Source organism: Streptomyces atratus (assembly GCF_900119365.1).
GTDB lineage: Bacteria > Actinomycetota > Actinomycetes > Streptomycetales > Streptomycetaceae > Streptomyces > Streptomyces atratus_B.
This window is the reverse complement of sequence record NZ_FPJO01000024.1, coordinates 1-17,986: the sequence shown is the minus strand read 5'-3', so window position 1 is coordinate 17,986 and position 17,986 is coordinate 1. Positions and strand designations below refer to the sequence as shown.

Annotated in this window: 10 protein-coding genes, 1 tRNA gene and 2 rRNA genes; 1 reads left to right on the top strand and 12 read right to left on the bottom strand. The window is 68.8% G+C overall.

Going from position 1 to position 17,986, the window contains the following annotated elements; genetic code table 11:
- Positions 1-185 precede the first annotated feature (185 nt).
- From BT364_RS30015 to BT364_RS29975, 9 genes are all read right to left on the bottom strand, one after another.
- The gene (locus BT364_RS30015; protein ID WP_072488382.1) at positions 186-377 is read right to left on the bottom strand and encodes a CsbD family protein; all 192 of its coding nucleotides are present in this window, start codon (positions 375-377) and stop codon (positions 186-188) included.
- A gap of 203 nt (positions 378-580) precedes the next feature.
- Complete coding sequence (locus BT364_RS30010) at positions 581-964, bottom strand: helix-turn-helix domain-containing protein (protein WP_018105285.1); 384 nt, start codon at positions 962-964, stop codon at positions 581-583.
- Between the two features lie 109 nt (positions 965-1,073).
- A complete protein-coding gene (locus BT364_RS30005) occupies positions 1,074-1,583 on the bottom strand; it encodes a CinA family protein (RefSeq protein WP_072488381.1) in 510 nt (169 codons plus the stop codon).
- Positions 1,580-2,275: a CDP-diacylglycerol--glycerol-3-phosphate 3-phosphatidyltransferase gene (gene pgsA / locus BT364_RS30000; protein WP_072488380.1), complete on the bottom strand. Its 696-nt coding sequence runs from the start codon at positions 2,273-2,275 to the stop codon at positions 1,580-1,582. Before pgsA ends, BT364_RS30005 begins: the two co-directional genes overlap by 4 nt.
- Positions 2,272-3,747, bottom strand: a complete 1,476-nt coding sequence (gene rimO, locus BT364_RS29995; protein ID WP_072488379.1) for a 30S ribosomal protein S12 methylthiotransferase RimO — start codon at positions 3,745-3,747, stop codon at positions 2,272-2,274. The genes pgsA and rimO overlap by 4 nt, the downstream gene beginning before the upstream one ends.
- Before the next feature lie 147 nt (positions 3,748-3,894).
- Entirely contained in the window at positions 3,895-4,695 is an 801-nt protein-coding gene (locus BT364_RS29990) for a helix-turn-helix domain-containing protein (protein WP_072488378.1), read from the bottom strand.
- A 213-nt stretch (positions 4,696-4,908) separates the two neighbouring features.
- The gene (locus BT364_RS29985) at positions 4,909-7,683 is read right to left on the bottom strand and encodes a DNA translocase FtsK (RefSeq protein ID WP_072488439.1); all 2,775 of its coding nucleotides are present in this window, start codon (positions 7,681-7,683) and stop codon (positions 4,909-4,911) included.
- 258 nt (positions 7,684-7,941) lie between these two features.
- Positions 7,942-8,616 carry a response regulator gene (locus BT364_RS29980; RefSeq protein ID WP_072488377.1) on the bottom strand — a complete coding sequence of 225 codons (675 nt, stop codon included), beginning with the start codon at positions 8,614-8,616 and terminating at the stop codon, positions 7,942-7,944.
- Between the two features lie 244 nt (positions 8,617-8,860).
- Positions 8,861-14,290: a HAMP domain-containing protein gene (locus BT364_RS29975; protein WP_072488376.1), complete on the bottom strand. Its 5,430-nt coding sequence runs from the start codon at positions 14,288-14,290 to the stop codon at positions 8,861-8,863.
- Between the two features lie 412 nt (positions 14,291-14,702).
- Between BT364_RS29975 and BT364_RS29970 the strand changes: the two genes are divergently transcribed.
- Positions 14,703-17,336 carry a SpoIIE family protein phosphatase gene (locus BT364_RS29970; protein ID WP_072488375.1) on the top strand — a complete coding sequence of 878 codons (2,634 nt, stop codon included), beginning with the start codon at positions 14,703-14,705 and terminating at the stop codon, positions 17,334-17,336.
- Between the two features lie 60 nt (positions 17,337-17,396).
- Here the strand turns inward: BT364_RS29970 and BT364_RS29965 are convergent.
- The 3 genes from BT364_RS29965 to BT364_RS29955 all read right to left on the bottom strand — a co-directional run.
- Positions 17,397-17,469, bottom strand: a tRNA-Thr gene (locus tag BT364_RS29965).
- A gap of 241 nt (positions 17,470-17,710) precedes the next feature.
- A 5S ribosomal RNA gene (gene rrf / locus BT364_RS29960) occupies positions 17,711-17,827 on the bottom strand.
- Between the two features lie 76 nt (positions 17,828-17,903).
- A 23S ribosomal RNA gene (locus BT364_RS29955) occupies positions 17,904-17,986 on the bottom strand; the annotation flags it as partial.

Below are 17,986 nucleotides of genomic sequence, written 5' to 3'. Positions count from 1 at the left end.
CTAGTGCGGCGCGCTCGCCCGGCGGGAGGGCGCATCGGCGCACCACCGGCGCGCTGTGCACAGCCAAGGACCGTTACGCGCTCCTCGCAGTCTCACCCGGCAACACCCGGGCCGCATCCAGAACGAGCGGCGCCAGGGCACCACCGAGCCCCCACCGCTTCGTGTGGGGGCTCGGCCGGAAGCTGTCAGTGCTCGTCGCGGCGCAGCGAGTCCTTCATGCCCTTCGCGCGCTTCTCGGCATCGCTCATGGCGTCCTTGGCCCGGCCCTTGGCCTGGTCCGTCTTGCCCTCGGCCTCCTTGCGCCGGTCGCCGGTCATCTTGCCCATGGCCTCCTTGGCCTTGCCCTTGATCTTGTCCTTGGCGCCTTCGTCAACCACTACGACTCCTTCGGGTAGGGGGAGAGCTGGGGAATGACTCCCCTGCTCAGCACCACCCACGATGACACAAACGAAACAAAACGGTCATTCGAGGACGGCTCAATGCTCCACCCGAACCCGCCCCTCCCCGGAGCACGCGAAAGCCCCGGCCGCCCCCTCAAGGGGCCGACCGGGGCTCCGTGCTTCACACCGGACCACGCGGGTCAGGCGGCGACGACATCCACCGCTTCCGCGGGCGCCTTGATGGTCACCCGTCCCGTCGGCACACCCGCCACCGACGTCACGGAGACGGAATTGAGCATTGGCCGCACCGGTACAGGCACCGGATCGCTGGCTGCTGCCGACTCGGCCAGTTCGGCCAGCGACAGCTCATCGCTCACTTCACGCATGAGCTCGGACATCCGTACGTCAAGCGCGTCGCAAATGGCGGAGAGCAGCTCGGAGGATGCCTCCTTCTGCCCCCGCTCCACCTCGGAGAGATAGCCGAGCGAGACTCGGGCGGACGAGGAGACTTCGCGCAGAGTACGGCCTTGGCGCTGGCGCTGCCGACGCAGCACGTCACCAAGCAGGCGACGGAGCAGAATCATCGGTGGCTCCCTCCTCGGACCGCGTAGCCGCATCCTTCACGCCCCACCGTACCGCCTTGCGCCGCGGCCGTGCGGGGAGCGATGTCGTGTTCACTCAGGGCTGCAAACATCAATTCCCCCCGTTCTGTTCCGTATCCTGTGCCCTTGCATTCTTGCCGAGTTCGGCGGAGAGCAGCTCGAGCACGCTCCGTACGCTCTCCCTACGGATGTCCGCCCGCCCGCCGTTCAATCTCAGCTCGGTCATATTCTCCACCCCGTCCGGCCCGGCCACCGCGACATAGACCGTGCCCACGGCCTTGCCGTCCTGCGGCTCGGGGCCCGCGACCCCGGTGGTGGCCATGCCCCAGTCCGCACCGAGGACGCGGCGCACACCGGCTGCCATCTGCCGCGCCACCTCCGGGTCGACCGCACCGCGCTCCGCCAGCAGAACGCCGTCCACCCCCAGGAAGTCCCGCTTCAGGGGCGTCGCGTACGCCGTCACGGAGCCCCGGAAGGACTTCGAGGCACCCGGCACGGAAGTCAGCTCCGCCGCGACCAGACCGCCGGTCAGCGACTCGGCGACGGCAAGGGTCTCCCCCCGCTCCACGAGCAGCTCCAGCACCCCGGCCGCGGCAGTCACCGCTCGGCCCCCGCCGAGTCACGGCTTCCTGCGGCTTCCGCGGCGGCCCGCTCGGCCGCGAGCCCCTTGCGGCGCAGCACGACGGCCTGGCGCACATAGTCGAGCCCGGTGACGACCGTCAGCACGACGGCCACCGCCATCACCCAGAAGCGCAGGGTGGCCAGTGGACCGGTCAGCGCCAGGACGTACATCCCGACGGCCGTCCCCTGCGCCAGGGTCTTCATCTTCCCGCCACGACTGGCCGGAATCACCGCATGCCGTATCACCCAGAAGCGCATCAGCGTGATACCGAGCTCGCGGAAGAGGATCACGCCCGTGACCCACCAGGGCAGATCGCCGAGATACGAGAGGCAGATCAGCGCCGCGCCCATGATCGCCTTGTCCGCGATCGGGTCGGCGATCTTCCCGAAGTCGGTGACCAGGTTGTAGGTGCGGGCCAGATGACCGTCGAACAGGTCGGTGATCATGGCGATGGCGAAGGCCGCCCAGGCGAACGACCGCCAGGCCGGGTCGTACCCGCCGTTGTGCAGCAGCAGCAGTACGAAGCCGGGCACCAGCACCAGCCGCAGCATGGTGAGCAGATTGGCGATGTTCCACAGGCTGGCCTGATTGACGGCCGCAGTGCCCAGCTTGCCGCCGCGGACCGGCTTCGCGCCGGAGCCACCTGCCGCGGATGCCGGGACTCCCGTCATCTGGCCGCCTCCATGAGTCCGGAACACTCGGCCACCAGGTCCACTCCTTCGGTGCCCACGACCTTTGCCTCGACCATAAGGCCGGGCACGAGGCCCTCGCGTGTGGTGAAGAGCACCTGGCCGTCCGTTTCGGGAGCCTGGTGCGCCGCACGCCCCACCGCGCCGTCCTCGTCGTCCACGGACTCGACGAGGACCTGGAGCGACTCGCCCAGGCGCTCCTCGGCACGCTGCGAGGTCAGCTCCTCGGCCAGCTGCGAGATGTGCGCGAGCCGCTCGGCGATGACGTCGGCGTCCAGCTTGTTCTCGTAGCCGACGGCCTCGGTGCCCTCCTCGTCGGAGTAGCCGAAGACGCCGATGGCGTCGAGCCGGGCACCGGTGAGGAAGCGTTCCAGCTCCGCCAGGTCGGCCTCGGTCTCGCCGGGGAAGCCCACGATGAAGTTGGAGCGGGCACCGGCCTGCGGAGCCTTGCTGCGGATGGTGTCCAGCAGTTCCAGGAACCGGTCGGTGTCGCCGAAGCGGCGCATCGCCCGCAGCACACCGGGGGCCGAGTGCTGGAAGGACAGGTCGAAGTAGGGCGCGACCTTCGGCGTCGAGGTCAGCACGTCGATCAGGCCGGGGCGCATCTCGGCCGGCTGGAGGTAGCTGACCCGGATCCGCTCGATGCCCTCGACGTCGGCGAGTTCCGGCAGCAGCGTCTCCAGCAGCCGGATGTCGCCGAGGTCCTTGCCGTACGAGGTGTTGTTCTCGGAGACCAGCATGACCTCCTTGACGCCCTGCTCGGCCAGCCAGCGGGTCTCCTGGAGCACGTCCGAGGGGCGCCGCGAGATGAAGGATCCGCGGAAGGACGGGATGGCGCAGAAGGAGCAGCGGCGGTCGCAGCCGGAGGCGAGCTTCACCGAGGCGACGGGGCTGGTGCCCAGCCGACGGCGCAGGGGCGCCCGCGGCCCGGAGACCGGCGCGACACCCTCGGGGAGGTCCTCGGGCGCGGGGGCCGGTTCGGCCTCCTGGGCATGCCCCGGCAGGGCCACGGCCGCGTCCTGCCGCTCGGCCGGGCTGATCGGCAGCAGCTTGCGGCGGTCACGCGGGGTGTGCGAGGCGTGGACGCCGCCGCTGAGGATGGTCTGGAGGCGGTCGGAGATGTCGGCGTAGTCGTCGAAGCCGAGGACGCCGTCCGCCTCGGGCAGGGCCTCGGCGAGGTCCTTGCCGTAGCGCTCGGCCATGCAGCCGACGGCGACCACGGCCTGGGTCCTGCCATGGTCCTTCAGATCATTTGCTTCGAGCAGGGCGTCGACGGAGTCCTTCTTGGCGGCCTCGACGAATCCACAGGTGTTGACGACGGCCACATCCGCATCGGAGGCGTCCTGGACGAGCTCCCAGCCGTCCGCTGCCAAGCGGCCTGCGAGCTCCTCCGAGTCCACCTCGTTACGGGCGCAGCCAAGAGTGACAAGGGCGACGGTACGGCGTTCGGGCATGGGCTCAAGACTACTTTGTCCCGGCACTCGCCCTGCCGCGCAGGGTTCCACCGTTACACCGAGTAACAAATGCGGCGAGCGCCCGGCAGGATTGCCGGGCGCTCGCCGTGTCGTCGATGCCGCCGGAGGAAACGGTGCGTGTACGGGTCAGCCGACCGCCGGGTCGCCCTTCGTGTACGAGAGCCGCTCGACCTGGCCGGGCTGGAACTTGTCCTCGACCTTCTTGCCGTTCACGAAGAGCTCGATCGAGCCGGCGTCACCGAGGACGAGGTCGACCCGCTCCTGGTCCTGGAAGGTCTTGGTCTGGCCCTGGAGCAGCAGTCCGTCGAAGAGCAGCCGCCCGTTGTGGTCCTTGGCGGAGATCCAGCTCTTGCCCTGGTTGGCGTTGAGCCGCACCGTCACCTTGTCCCTGGGGGCCGCGGCGATGGCGCTGTCGGAGGGCGCCGGCTTGGGGTCGACGGTCTTGTCGGTCTTCGGCTTGGGGGTCTTCGTGTTGGGTGCCGCCCCCTCCGCGAGCTGGGTGGCCGCGGGGGTGTCGTCACCGCCCTTGAAGAACGTGAAGCCGACGAAACCGACGACGACGACGATCGCCGCGACCATGGCCGCCGTCCAGTTGGGCCGACGGGGTTCGGAACGGATTCTCTCGGCCTCGAACAGCGGCGCCGCGGGCGTGGGTGCGGGACGGCCGCCGTGCTCCGCGTCGTACTGCGAGACCAGCGGTTCCGGATCGAGCCCGACGGCACGCGCCAGCGTACGGATATGGCCGCGCGCGTACACGTCGCCGCCGCAGCGGGAGAAGTCGTCCTCTTCGATCGCGTGCACGATGGGGATGCGCACCCGGGTGGACGAACTGATCTCTTCGACCGTGAGACCTGCGCCGATGCGAGCCTGCTGGAGCACTCGACCGATCGAAGGCCGGTCGTCTTCGGGGGAGTTGCCGATGGACACGGGGGCGCCTTTCGAGCGTGAGCCACCTGCTGGGTGTTCAGTCTAGGGGGGTTACGAAAGGGTGGGGCAACCGGGACGGAGGACTTTGTCCTCCATCGGACTCGAACACCGTCCGATTCACCGGACCGTCCCGGGAAGGACAATTCTGCCGCCCCTCCCTTCAAGTTGACGTACGACCCGGCGAAACGGTTGCCCGTACTTCACCTACTTCTCCTACGGAGCGGATTCCCCGCGGATCAGCGCCAACACCCCGTCCAGCTCGTCGGGTTTCACCATGACGTCGCGGGCCTTGGATCCCTCGCTGGGCCCGACGATGTTCCTGGACTCCATCAGGTCCATCAGCCGGCCGGCCTTCGCGAAGCCGACCCGGAGCTTGCGCTGGAGCATCGAGGTGGACCCGAACTGGGTGGAGACGACCAGTTCGGCGGCCTGGCAGAGCAGATCCAGGTCGTCGCCGATGTCCTCGTCGATCTCCTTCTTCTTGGCGGTGCCGACCACCACGTCCTCGCGGAAGACCGGCGCCATCTGGTCCTTGCAGTGCTGGACGACGGCCGCGACCTCGTCCTCGGTGACGAAGGCGCCCTGCATACGGGTGGGCTTGTTCGCCCCCATCGGCAGGAACAGACCGTCACCCTTTCCGATGAGCTTCTCGGCGCCGGGCTGGTCGAGGATGACCCGGCTGTCGGCCAGCGACGAGGTCGCGAAGGCGAGCCGGGAGGGCACGTTCGCCTTGATCAGACCGGTGACGACATCGACCGAGGGCCGCTGGGTCGCGAGCACCAGGTGGATACCCGCGGCACGGGCCAGTTGGGTGATCCGGACGATGGCGTCCTCCACGTCACGCGGAGCGACCATCATCAGGTCGGCGAGCTCGTCGACGATCACCAGCAGGTACGGATAGGGCGAGAGCTCGCGCTCACTGCCCTCCGGCGGCTTGACCTTGCCGTTGCGGACGGCCTGGTTGAAGTCGTCGATGTGCCGGTACCCGAACGCTGCGAGGTCGTCGTACCGCAGGTCCATCTCCCGCACGACCCACTGGAGCGCCTCGGCGGCGCGCTTCGGATTGGTGATGATCGGCGTGATCAGGTGCGGGATGCCCTCGTACGCGGTCAGCTCGACGCGCTTGGGGTCGACCAGGACCATCCGGACATCGTCCGGGGTCGCCCGCACCATGACCGAGGTGATCAAGCAGTTGATGCATGACGACTTTCCGGAACCGGTCGCACCGGCCACCAGCACGTGCGGCATCTTCGCCAGGTTGGCCATCACATAGCCGCCCTCGACGTCCTTGCCGAGCGCGACCAGCATCGGGTGGTCGTCCTCCGCGGCGTCCGCGAGGCGCAGCACATCACCGAGGTTGACCATCTCCCGGTCGGTATTGGGGATCTCGATGCCGACCGCGGACTTGCCCGGGATCGGTGAGATGATCCGGACATCGGGACTGGCGACGGCGTAGGCGATGTTCTTGGCGAGCGCGGTGATCCGCTCGACCTTCACCGCGGGGCCGAGTTCCACCTCGTACCGCGTGACCGTCGGTCCGCGGGTGAAGCCGGTGACGGCGGCGTCGACCTTGAATTCGGTGAAGACGTTCGTCAGGGCGGCGACGATGGCGTCGTTGGCGGCACTGCGGGTCTTGCCGGGGCCGCCGCGCTCCAGCAGGTCGAGCGAGGGCAGCGAGTAGGTGATGTCGCCGGAGAGCTGGAGCTGTTCGGCGCGGGCCGGCAGCGGCTGGGACTGCGAGTCGGGGACGGGCTTGGTGAGATCGGGTACGCCGCCCGCGGGCGCCGGCTGCTTCCCTCTTCCGGAGGAGGGTTCGCCCTCCCTGGCACCGGGGACCGGTGTGCCCGGGCGTCCGCGCTCGACGGAGACGCCCTGGGTGAGGTCGGCGACGATCGGCGAGGGCGGCATGCCGTTGAGCACGGCCCCGTCGAGGGCTGCGGCCGCGGCGGCCGCCACATCCACCGCGTCCATGGTGCGGTTCATCGCGGGCTGCACGGACGGCCGGCGCGTCCGGCGGCGCTTGGAGAGCGCTTCGGCCTCGGCCTGCTCGGGCTCGGGCTCGTACTCGTCGGGCGCTTCGGAACGGCGGGCCGGGGAGCGGCGGGACCGGGCGGGAAGCTGCTCGCGCCACTGCTCCTCGTAGCGCTCGTCGTCGTTCTCCTCGTCCGCCTCGGGGTCGTACTCCGGGTGGAGGAGGCCCAGCTTGGTGCCGAGCAGCCGGAGGCGTTGCGGGATGGCGTTCACCGGGGTGGCGGTGACGACCAGCAGCCCGAAGACGGTGAGCAGCAGCAGCAGCGGTACGGCGAGGACCTCGCCCATCGTGTAGATCAGCGGCTTGGAGGCCGCCCAGCCGATGAGCCCGCCCGCGTTCTGCATCGCCGTGGTGCCGTCCTCCCGGCCGGGCGATCCGCACGCGATGTGGACCTGCCCGAGCACCCCGATGACGAGGGCGGAGAGCCCGATGACGATACGGCCGTTGGCCTCGGGCTTCTCCGGGTAGCGGATCAGCCGTACGGCGATGGCGCCGAGCAGTATCGGTACGAGCAGATCGAGCCGGCCGAAGGCCCCGGTGACCAGCATCTCCACCAGGTCGCCGACGGGGCCGCGCAGATTCGACCAGGTGCCCGCGGCGACGACCAGCGCGAGCCCGAGCAGCAGCAGCGCGACGCCGTCCTTGCGGTGTGCGGGGTCGAGCCCCTTCGCGCCGCGCCCTATGCCGCGGAACATCGCTCCGACGGCGTGGGCCGTACCGAGCCAGACGGCGCGCGCCATGCGGTAGACGCCGTTGGTGGGCGACGGGGCGGGTTTGGGCGGGGCCGCTTTCTTCGCCGCCGCCTTCTTGGCGGGGGCCTTCTTCGCGGGCGCGGTCTTCTTGGCGGCGGTCTTCTTCGCGGGCGCGGCTTTCTTGGCCGGTCCCGCGGTACGGCCGACGCGCTTCGCGGTGCCCGCCGTGCCCTGGGAACCCTTGCCGGACGTACGTGAGGCCATGGTGCCGAGGTTACCGGTGTCCACGGCTGTTAACACGAGCGCGTGCCGCTTCACCCGTCCGTGTCGCTGTACAGGGGCGGCGAACTGACGCGACCTCACCGCCGGAGGTCCCGCTCACGGACCGCCGAACGGCGCCGCGCAAGGGGCGGTTGGCCGGGGCTCCGGACAACCGCCCGCCCCCGGCCGGAAGTCGCACCACCGGACCACCGCCGACACGGCCCGGCCCCGGCACCCGGTCGCTACGGAACGGCCGCGGCGTTACGAGGGAAGGGCGGCCGTGCCGCTTCCGGTGCCGGGCTCCAGGGCGTCCAATGCCCGGCGCAGCCCGGTCAGCTTGCGCTCCAGATGGGCTGCGGTGGCCACCGCAGCGGCGTCCGCCGACTCGTCGTCGAGTTGCTTGGAGAGCGCTTCGGCCTGCTCCTCGACGGCCGCGAGCCGCGCCGAGAGCTCGGCCAGCAGCCCGGCGGGCTCCTTCTCGTGGTCCGAGCCTCCCCCGTCGCCCTCGAGCTGGAGCCGCAGCAGCGCCGCCTGCTCGCGCAGCTTGCAGTTCTTCATGTACAGCTCGACGAAGACCGAGACCTTGGCCCGCAGCACCCACGGGTCGAACGGCTTCGAGATGTAGTCCACCGCGCCCGCCGCATAACCCCGGAAGGTGTGATGCGGACCGTGATTGATCGCGGTGAGAAAGATGATCGGGATGTCCCGGGTCCGTTCCCGCCGCTTGATGTGCGCGGCGGTTTCGAAACCGTCCATGCCCGGCATCTGGACGTCCAGCAGAATGACCGCGAAGTCGTCCGTGAGCAGCGCTTTGAGCGCTTCCTCCCCTGACGATGCCCGCACCAGTGTCTGATCGAGCGCAGAGAGGATGGCCTCCAGCGCCAGCAGATTCTCCGGCCGGTCATCGACCAGGAGGATCTTGGCCTTCTGCACCATGGCCCGTCCTCCTCGCCCCGGAATTGCACCGGGCGCCGCCCCAGGGGACGACTCCCTTACGCCGTCCGTCCTTGTGCCGGTCATGGTAGCCGCACCCCGCCCGTCGCCACACCCTGTCACCGCGATGTCACTGTGCACACAGCAGAAACGCGGTGAGGGACCAGAAGGTTCCCCGTACAGCGCCTTCTCACACCCCTGCGAGCACAGTCGATCATCAACTCATCGCAATTCACTCAACTAATGATCACTCTCCGCGCATCCACTGCTCCATTACGGAAAGGAGATGATCAGGATCGACGGGCTTGGTGACGTAGTCGGAAGCGCCGGATTCGAGCGCCTTCTCCCGGTCACCCTTCATCGCCTTCGCCGTCAACGCGACGATCGGCAGCCCGGCGAACTGCGGCATCCGGCGGATCGCCGCCGTCGTGGCATAGCCGTCCATCTCCGGCATCATGATGTCCATCAGCACGACCGTCACATCGTCGTGCTGCTCCAGGACTTCGATGCCCACGCGCCCGTTCTCCGCGTACAGCACCGAAAGACCGTGCTGCTCCAGCACGCTGGTGAGCGCGAAGACGTTGCGGATGTCGTCGTCGACGATGAGCACCTTCTCGCCGCGGAACCGGAACGCCCTGCGGACCTCGGGTTCTTCCTGCCCGGCGAGCGTCCACGGCTCCTGCGCAGCCGCCGGGGCGGTGCTCCGGGGCGGCAGCACGGGCCGGCGCTCCGCACTCTCCAGGCTCTTGCGACGGCGCCGCATCAGACCGGCCGCACCGGCCGGACCCGGCGCCGCGGCCGCCGCGTCGGCACCCGCACCGGCCTCCGGCAGCAGTCCCTCCTCGACCGCCGCGCGATGCGCCTCGATGGGCCCGGGGCCGATCTGCGGGTATCCCTGCGGCGGCAACTCGCTCGGTTGCAGCGGCAGATACAGCGTGAAGGTCGAACCGCGGCCGGGCTCGCTGGCCGCATGGATCTCGCCGCCCAGCAGGCGGGCGATCTCCCGGCTGATGGACAGTCCGAGCCCCGTGCCGCCGTACTTGCGGCTGGTCGTACCGTCCGCCTGCTTGAACGCCTCGAAGATCACCCGCATCTTGCTGGCAGCGATCCCGATACCGGTGTCGGTGACCGAGAACGCGATCAGGTCGGCGTCCGCGTCACGCAGTGAGCCGGCCTCCAGGAGCTGCTCACGGATGGCGTTCGGCACATCCTCGCTGGCGTGCCGGATGACCAGCTCGACCGCCCCGCTGTCGGTGAACTTCACCGCGTTGGAGAGCAGATTGCGCAGCACCTGCAACAGCCGCTGCTCGTCCGTGTGCAGTGTCGCCGGCAGTTCCGGCGACACCCTCACGGAGAAGTCGAGCCCCTTCTCCGCGGTGAGCGGGCGGAAGGTCGCCTCCACGTAGTCCACCAGCTGAACCAGTGCGATCCGGGTCGGGCTGACATCCATCTTGCCCGCCTCGACCTTCGTCAGATCGAGAATGTCGTTGATCAGCTGGAGCAGATCGGAACCGGCCCCGTGGATCGTCTCGGCGAACTCCACCTGCTTCGGCGAGAGATTGCCCTCGGCATTGTCCGCGAGCAGCTTGGCGAGAATGAGCAGCGAGTTGAGTGGCGTACGCAACTCGTGCGACATGTTCGCCAGGAACTCGGACTTGTAGCGCATCGAGACCGCGAGCTGCTCGGCGCGCTCCTCCAGGACCTGACGGGCCTCCTCGATCTCGGTGTTCTTGACCTCGATGTCGCGGTTCTGCTGGGCGAGCAGTTCGGCCTTCTCCTCCAGTTCGGCGTTGGAGGCCTGGAGGGCCTTCTGCCGGTTCTCCAACTCCTGTGAACGGTCCCGCAATTGCTCGGCCAGCTCCTGCGACTGTTCGAGGAGCTTCTCGGTCTTCGTATTGACGCTGATGGTGTTGACGCTCGTCGCGATCATTTCCGCGAGCTGGTTGAGGAAGTCCCGCTGGATGTGGGTGAACGGCTGGAAGGACGCCAGCTCGATCACGCCGAGCACCTTTCCCTCGAAAAGCACCGGCAGCACGATCACATGTGCGGGCGGCGCCTCTCCGAGACCGGAGGAGATCTTCAGATATCCCGGCGGAACGTTGTCCACCTGAATGGTCCGCTTCTCCTCGGCAGCCGTGCCGATGAGCGTCTCGCCCGGCCGGAAGGACGTCGGCATCGAGCCCGCCGAGTATCCGTAGCTGCCCCTCATGCAGAGTTCGTACGAGCCCTCCGCATCGCTGTCCGTGCCCACCGCGCCGGTGTCCCCCGTCGGCATGGCCAGGAAGAACGCGCCGTGCTGCGCGGACACGACCGGCGTCAGCTCGCTCATGATCAGCGAGGCCACGTCGTCCAGGTCGCGGCGGCCCTGCATCAGGCCGGAGATCCGGGCGAGGTTGCCCTTGAGCCAGTCCTGTTCCTTGTTGGTCGCCGTGGTGTCGCGCAGGTTGGCGATCATGGTGTTGATGTTGTCCTGGAGGGCCTGGATCTCGCCGGCCGCGTCCACATCGATCTTCAGGTTGAGATCGCCACGGGTCACCGCGGTGGCGACGGCCGCGATGGCCCGCACCTGGCGAGTGAGGTTTCCGGCCATCTCGTTCACCGACTCGGTGAGGTCGCGCCAGGTGCCGTCGACGTCCCGGACCCGGGCCTGGCCGCCCAGCTGCCCTTCCGTGCCCACCTCGCGGGCCACCCTGGTCACCTGCTCGGCGAAGGAGGACAGCTGGTCCACCATCGTGTTGATGGTGTTCTTCAGCTGCTGGATCTCACCGCGCGCGTCGATGTCGATCTTCTTGGTGAGGTCGCCCTTGGCGATGGCGGTGGTGACCGCGGCGATCTGACGCACCTGACCGGTCAGGTTGGACGCCATCGAGTTCACCGACTCGGTGAGGTCCTTCCACGTACCGGAAACCCCGGGCACCCTGGCCTGGCCGCCCAGCTCGCCCTCCGTGCCCACCTCGCGGGCGACTCGCGTCACCTCGTCGGCGAACGAGGACAGCGTCGTCACCATCGTGTTGACGGTGTCCGCCAGCTCGGCGACCTCGCCGCGCGCCTCGACGGTGACCTTCTTGCGCAGATCGCCGTTGGCGACCGCCGACGAGACCCGGGAGATGTTCCGCACCTGACTGGTCAGGTTGTTGGCCATCAGGTTGACGTTGTCGCTGAGGTCCTTCCAGATGCCCGTCGCACCCGGCACCCGGGCCTGACCGCCGAGGATGCCCTCGGTGCCCACCTCACGGGCGACCCTGGTCACCTCGTCGGCGAAGTTGAGCAGCTGGTCGACCATGGTGTTGACGGTCGTGACCAGTTCGAGGATCTCGCCCCGGGCGTCGACGGTGATCTTCTTGGAGAGATCACCGTTGGCGACCGCGGTGGTGACCTCGGCGATGTTGCGGACCTGCATGGTCAGGTTGTTCGCCATGCCGTTGACGGACTGGGTGAGGTCCTTCCACGTACCGGACACCCCCTGCACCTCGGCCTGGCCGCCGAGGATGCCCTCCGTACCGACCTCGCGGGCGACCCTGGTCACCTGCTCGGCGAAGTTCGAGAGCTGGTCGACCATCGTGTTGATGGTGTTCTTCAGCTCCAGGATCTCGCCGCGCGCGTCCACGTCGATCTTCTGCGACAGGTCACCCCGCGCCACCGCCGTGGCGACCTGCGCGATGTTACGGACCTGAGCGGTGAGGTTGCCCGCCATGCCGTTCACCGAATCGGTCAGATCACGCCACACCCCGGCCACGCCGGGCACCTGCGCCTGCCCGCCGAGCCGCCCGTCGGTACCGACCTCGCGGGCGACCCTGGTCACCTGCTCGGCGAAGGCGGAGAGCTGGTCGACCATCGTGTTGATGGTGTTCTTCAGCTCCAGGATCTCGCCACGGGCGTCCACGTCGATCTTCTGCGACAGGTCACCCCGCGCCACCGCCGTGGTCACCTGAGCGATCTGGCGCACCTGTGAAGTCAGGTTCCCGGCCATGAAGTTGACGGAGTCGGTGAGCTCCTTCCAGGTGCCGGAGACGCCGTCCACCCGGGCCTGGCCCCCGAGGCGGCCCTCCGTCCCCACGTCACGCGCCATCCCCGTCACCTGGTCGGCGAAGCTGGAGAGCTGCGACACCATCGTGTTGACGGTGTTCTTCAACTCCAGCATCTCGCCCGCGACATCGACGGTGACCTTCTGCGTCAGGTCACCGTTGGCCACCGCGGTCGTCACCTGCGCGATGTCGCGCACCTGCCCGGTGAGGTTGCGGAACGCCGCGTTCACCGAGTCGGTGAGGTCCTTCCAGGTCCCCGCCGCGCCCGGCACCTCGGCCTGACCGCCGAGCCGGCCCTCGACGCCGACCTCCCGGGCCACCCGGGTCACTTCCGAACCGAAGGCCTGGAGCTGGTCCACCATCGTGTTGACGGTGTTCTTCAGCTCCAGCATCTCGCCGGCCACGTCCACCGTGACCTTCTGCGACAGGTCACCGTTGGCCACCGCCGTGGTCACCTGCGCGATGTCCCGCACCTGGGTCGTCAGGTTCCGGAAGACCGTGTTCACCGAGTCGGTGAGGTCCTTCCAGGTCCCCGCCGCACCCGGCACCTTCGCCTGACCGCCGAGCAGACCCTCACCACCGACCTCGCTGGCCACCCGGGTCACTTCGTCCGCGAAGAGCCGCAACGTGTCGGTCATCTGGTTGATGGTCTCGGCCAGTTGCGCGACCTCGCCGCGGGCGCTCACCGTGACCTTCTGGGACAGGTCGCCGTTGGCGACGGCCGTGGTCACCTCGGCGATCCCGCGCACCTGGGAGGTGAGGTTCCCGGCCATCGTGTTGACGGAGTCGGTGAGGTCCTTCCACACCCCCGCCACACCCGGCACGGTCGCCTGCCCGCCGAGCTCACCCTCCGTGCCCACTTCACGGGCGACCCGGGTCACCTCGGAGGAGAACGACGACAGCTGGTCGACCATCGTGTTGACGGTGTTCTTCAGCTGGAGCATCTCTCCGGCCACATGGACGGTGACCTTCCGCGACAGATCGCCCTTGGCGACCGCCGTCGTCACCAGGGCGATGTCGCGCACCTGCGCGGTCAGCCGGTACGCCATGGTGTTCACGGAGTCCGTGAGGTCCTTCCACGACCCGGACATCCCGCGCACCTGGGCCTGCCCGCCCAGCTTGCCCTCGGTACCCACCTCGACCGCGACCCGCGTCACCTGCTCGGTGAACGCCGACAGCTGGTCGACGAGGCTGTTGACCGTACGGGCGACCTTCAGGAACTCGCCGCGCAGCGGCCGTACCGTCTCGTCGGACGTGTGCGAGCGCAGTTCCATCCGCTGTTCGAGGTCACCGTCGGCCACCGCCGACAGCACCCGTCCGACCTCCGAGACCGGACGTGCCAGATCGTCGACGAGCTCGTTGGAGGCGTCGATCGCGGCGGCCCAGGAGCCCTCGCAGGCGCCCGTCTCCAGCCGCTCGGTGAGCTTCCCCTCACGTCCGACCACCCGCCGCACCCGGGCCAGCTCACCGGTGAGATGCAGATTGCGGTCGGCGACCTCGTTGAAGACCGCCGCGATCTCCGCCATCACACCGTCGCCCGAGACGGTCAGACGCCTGCGGAAATTCCCGTCGCGCATCGCCACGAGGCCCGCCAGCAGTTTGTTGAGCGCTGCCGCGTCCACGTCGATGGTTCCATTGCGCTGTTTCTTCACGGACTGTCCGCCTTTTGTGCGCGTGCTTTTGCCCCGCGCCGCCACGCCAGACTCCACCGTGTCCCTCCCGCAGGGGTTGACCGTATCGCTCGGGCCTTATCTGGGAGCTTGCCCAGTTCTTCTTTGGCTCACCGCCACAGCCCACCGTCGACGGGTGACCATGGGGACGTCAAATCGTTGAAACGTACCAGGCCCGACGCAGCCGGGGTACAAGCTCCAAGGGTTGTCCCACATCCCTCGGTTGAGAAGCCCACACTTGTCCGTTCACAGGTCCATTCCTGCTCGCTCCTGCCCGAAGTCGGCCCTCGTGTATCCGGCACCGAGACCGAGCGTCTAGCCTGGCAGGCGAATCGAAGCGGCGAGAAACGGGCACAGGACTCGGGGAAGCGACGAGACACCAATGGGGAGTGCTGTGATCACCGCGCGCGCGGCCGCCACCTTCGACCCGGTCGGGCGCTCCGTCGCGACCGCCCGCGCCTTTGTCCGCGACACCCTCCAGGGGTGGGGCTACACCGATGTCGTCGACGACGCGGTCGTCCTCACCAGCGAGCTGGTGACCAACGCCGTGGTCCACGCGGGCACCGCCGCGGACGTGCTGTGTCTGCGCACGGAGGACGGCGTCCGGATCGAGGTCTCCGACCACTACCCGGAACGCGAGGTCCCGCTCCAGAGCGCGGGCCCGGACTTCGGCAGCCCGGACCGCGAGAACGGCCGCGGGCTGCTGCTCTGCGCGGCACTCGCCACCCGATGGGGCGTCGAGTACTCGCCCACCCGCAAACATGTCTGGTTCCAGCTCGACCTGCCCGAACGCCCGGTGGGCATCCGCTCGGCGGGTCCGCTGCTCCCCGTGAGGCTGCTCCCCGTCGCCGACGAACGCGTCCGGGTGGCGGTCGTCCAGATCGACAGCGCCGGCTCCATCGCGGCCTGGAACGAGGACGCCGCATTCCTTTTCGGCCATACCGCGGATCAGGTCACCGGGAAACAGCTCACCGACTTCACCGCCTGGCCCCAGACCCCGGGCACCAACACGGGCATCGTCGACGCCCTCCAGCTCTCGCGCTGGGAGGGCAGTTACGGGATCCGGGGCGCCGACGGCCGGATCATCCCGGTCTACGCCTCGCACCTGCGGGTCCGCGACACCCACGGCGAGCCCTCGACCGTCTGTCTGCTCGTTCGCGACTACGAACGCGCCGTGCTCCAGTCACCGGCCCGCACCCCGGTGTCCGACACGAACGCCGAGAGCGGCAAGACGGACCCGTTCGAGATCTTCATCGGCTCCCCCGCCCCCGACGACCTCGACGGCCTGCTCCAGCGCACGGTCGAACGGGCCCGCGACATGCTCGACGCCGATGCGGCCTTCCTGCTGCTGGCGACGGACGACGAGACGGAACTGGAGGTACGGGCCACCACGGGCCTGCCCTCCGCCCGCCAGCGTTTCGCCCGCGTCCCGGTGGAGGCCGGAACCGGACGGTACGGCTCCGCCCGGATGCCCGCCGTCCACGAAGACCTCGAGAACGTGCCGGGCGCCGTCCCGCTGCTCGGGGGGACCGGGATGCGTTCCGTCGTCACCGTCCCGCTGAAGGTCGAAGGGCGGCTGACGGGCTCCCTGGGCGTCGCCGCCGAATCGGCCGGCCGCTACTCGAACGAGGAGGCCCTGCGTCTGCAGTTCGCCGCGGACCGGATCGCGCTGGCGGTCGAGTCGGCCCGCCTGGGCGAGCTGGAGCGCCTCCGCCGCGGTTCCCTCTCCTTCCTCGTCGAGGCCTCCGACCTGCTGGCCGGAACCCTCGACCGGGACCAGACCCTGGCTCTGATGGCCCAGATGACGGTCCCCACCCTGGCCACCTGGTGCGCCGTGTACACGATCGCCGACCAGTCGTCCGAGCCGTACCTCTCCTACGTCCTGCACGAGGACGAGGAGCGCATCGACGGGCTCAAGGCCCTGCTCTCCAAGATCGCACCGCCCGACCCCGTACCGACCCCCGGCGCGCGCGTCTGGACCGCCCCGTCCGAGGCCGCCCACCAGGCGGCCCTGCGGAGTTCGATGCGCACGCTCGGCCTCGGTGAGACCGGCCGGCTCGTCGAACCGGGCAGGCTGGGCTCCGGCATCCGTACGACGCTCGCCACCGCGGCCGCGGTGGGCGGCGAGACGGTGGTCCTGCCGCTCGTGGCCCGTAACCGTGTCATCGGCATGCTGACGCTCGGCAAGCCCTCCGACGACCATTTCCGCCAGGAGATCCTGGAACTGGCCGAGGACCTCTCCCGCCGCGCCGCCCTGGCCCTCGACAACGCCCGCCTCTACTCGGAGCGCATGGCGATCAGCCAGTCCCTGCAGCGCAGTCTGCTGCCGCCGGGGCTGCCCGCGGTCCCCAATGTCGAGATCGAGGTCATCTACCGTGCGGCCGGCGAGGGCAACGAGGTCGGCGGTGACTTCTACGACGTCTTCCCGATCCGCGACGGCGCCTACGGCTTCGCCATCGGCGACGTATGCGGTACGGGTCCGGAGGCCGCGGCCGTCACAGGCCTCGCCCGCCACGCCCTGCGCCTCCTCGCCCGCGAGGGCTTCGGCGGCCCCGCCGTCCTGGAGCGCCTCAACGCCGCCATCCTGGACGAGGGCGCCCGCAGCCGCTTCCTGACCCTCCTGTACGGCGAGCTGTGGCCCCAGGAGGACGGCAGCGCCCTTCTGAAGGTGGTCTGCGCAGGACACCCGCTGCCGCTGCGCCTGCGTCAGGACGGGTCGGTCGAAGCAGCGGCCGAGCCCCAGCCGCTGCTGGGCGTCATCGAGGAACTCGAACTGTACGAGCAGACGGTGACCCTCGCCCCGGGCGATGTCCTGCTGTGCGTCACCGACGGCGTCACGGAACGCCGGGAGGGCACCCGCATGCTGGGCGACGACGGTCTGGCGGACGTTCTGGCGACCTGCACCGGCCTCACGGCGGGTGCGGTGGCGGCTCGCATCCTGCGCGCGGTGGAGCGCTTCGCCGCCGAGCCGGCCTCGGACGACATGGCCATCCTCGCCATGCGCGTGCCCGAGCCTCCCACCGCCTAGTACGGCCGCATCAACAAGAAAGGCCCCCGCCGACTGGCGGGGGCCTTTCCTTTTCTTCTGAGCCCCAATGCGGAATCGAACCGCAGACCTTCTCCTTACCATGGAGACGCTCTACCGACTGAGCTATTGGGGCCTGCTGCGCTGTGGCAACGAGGTAAAGCATACCCTGAACTCAAGGATGCTCAAAACCACTGGCCGCAGAAGACTCTGACGGGCTCTCACAGGGCCTGCCAGGCCCCTCCCGTTACGATGCAGGACCTGCCCGCGCGAGGCCGGCCCCGACGGAACGACTCGATCGGACGACCGGCCGGTAAATGTCCGTAAACGCAGAAAAGCCCCGTGCCACAAGGGCACGGGGCTTTCCCGTAAAAGGAGTTCGGCGGCGTCCTACTCTCCCACAGGGTCCCCCCTGCAGTACCATCGGCGCTGAAAGGCTTAGCTTCCGGGTTCGGAATGTAACCGGGCGTTTCCCTAACGCAATGACCACCGAAACACTATGAAATAAACAACACCGGAACAACACGGCCGTTCGTTATTTCAGAACTAACACAGTGGACGCGAGCAACTGAGGACAAGCCCTCGGCCTATTAGTACCAGTCAGCTCCACCCGTTACCGGGCTTCCACATCTGGCCTATCAACCCAGTCGTCT

Bases quoted from the DNA above. Each gene is read 5' to 3' on its own strand.
- BT364_RS30010 (WP_018105285.1), bottom strand. From the start codon at position 964: ATGATTCTGCTCCGTCGCCTGCTTGGTGACGTGCTGCGTCGGCAGCGC.
- rimO (WP_072488379.1), bottom strand. From the start codon at position 3,747: ATGCCCGAACGCCGTACCGTCGCCCTTGTCACTCTTGGCTGCGCCCGT.
- pgsA (WP_072488380.1), bottom strand. From the start codon at position 2,275: ATGACGGGAGTCCCGGCATCCGCGGCAGGTGGCTCCGGCGCGAAGCCG.
- BT364_RS29985 (WP_072488439.1), bottom strand. From the start codon at position 7,683: ATGGCCTCACGTACGTCCGGCAAGGGTTCCCAGGGCACGGCGGGCACC.
- BT364_RS29980 (WP_072488377.1), bottom strand. From the start codon at position 8,616: ATGGTGCAGAAGGCCAAGATCCTCCTGGTCGATGACCGGCCGGAGAAT.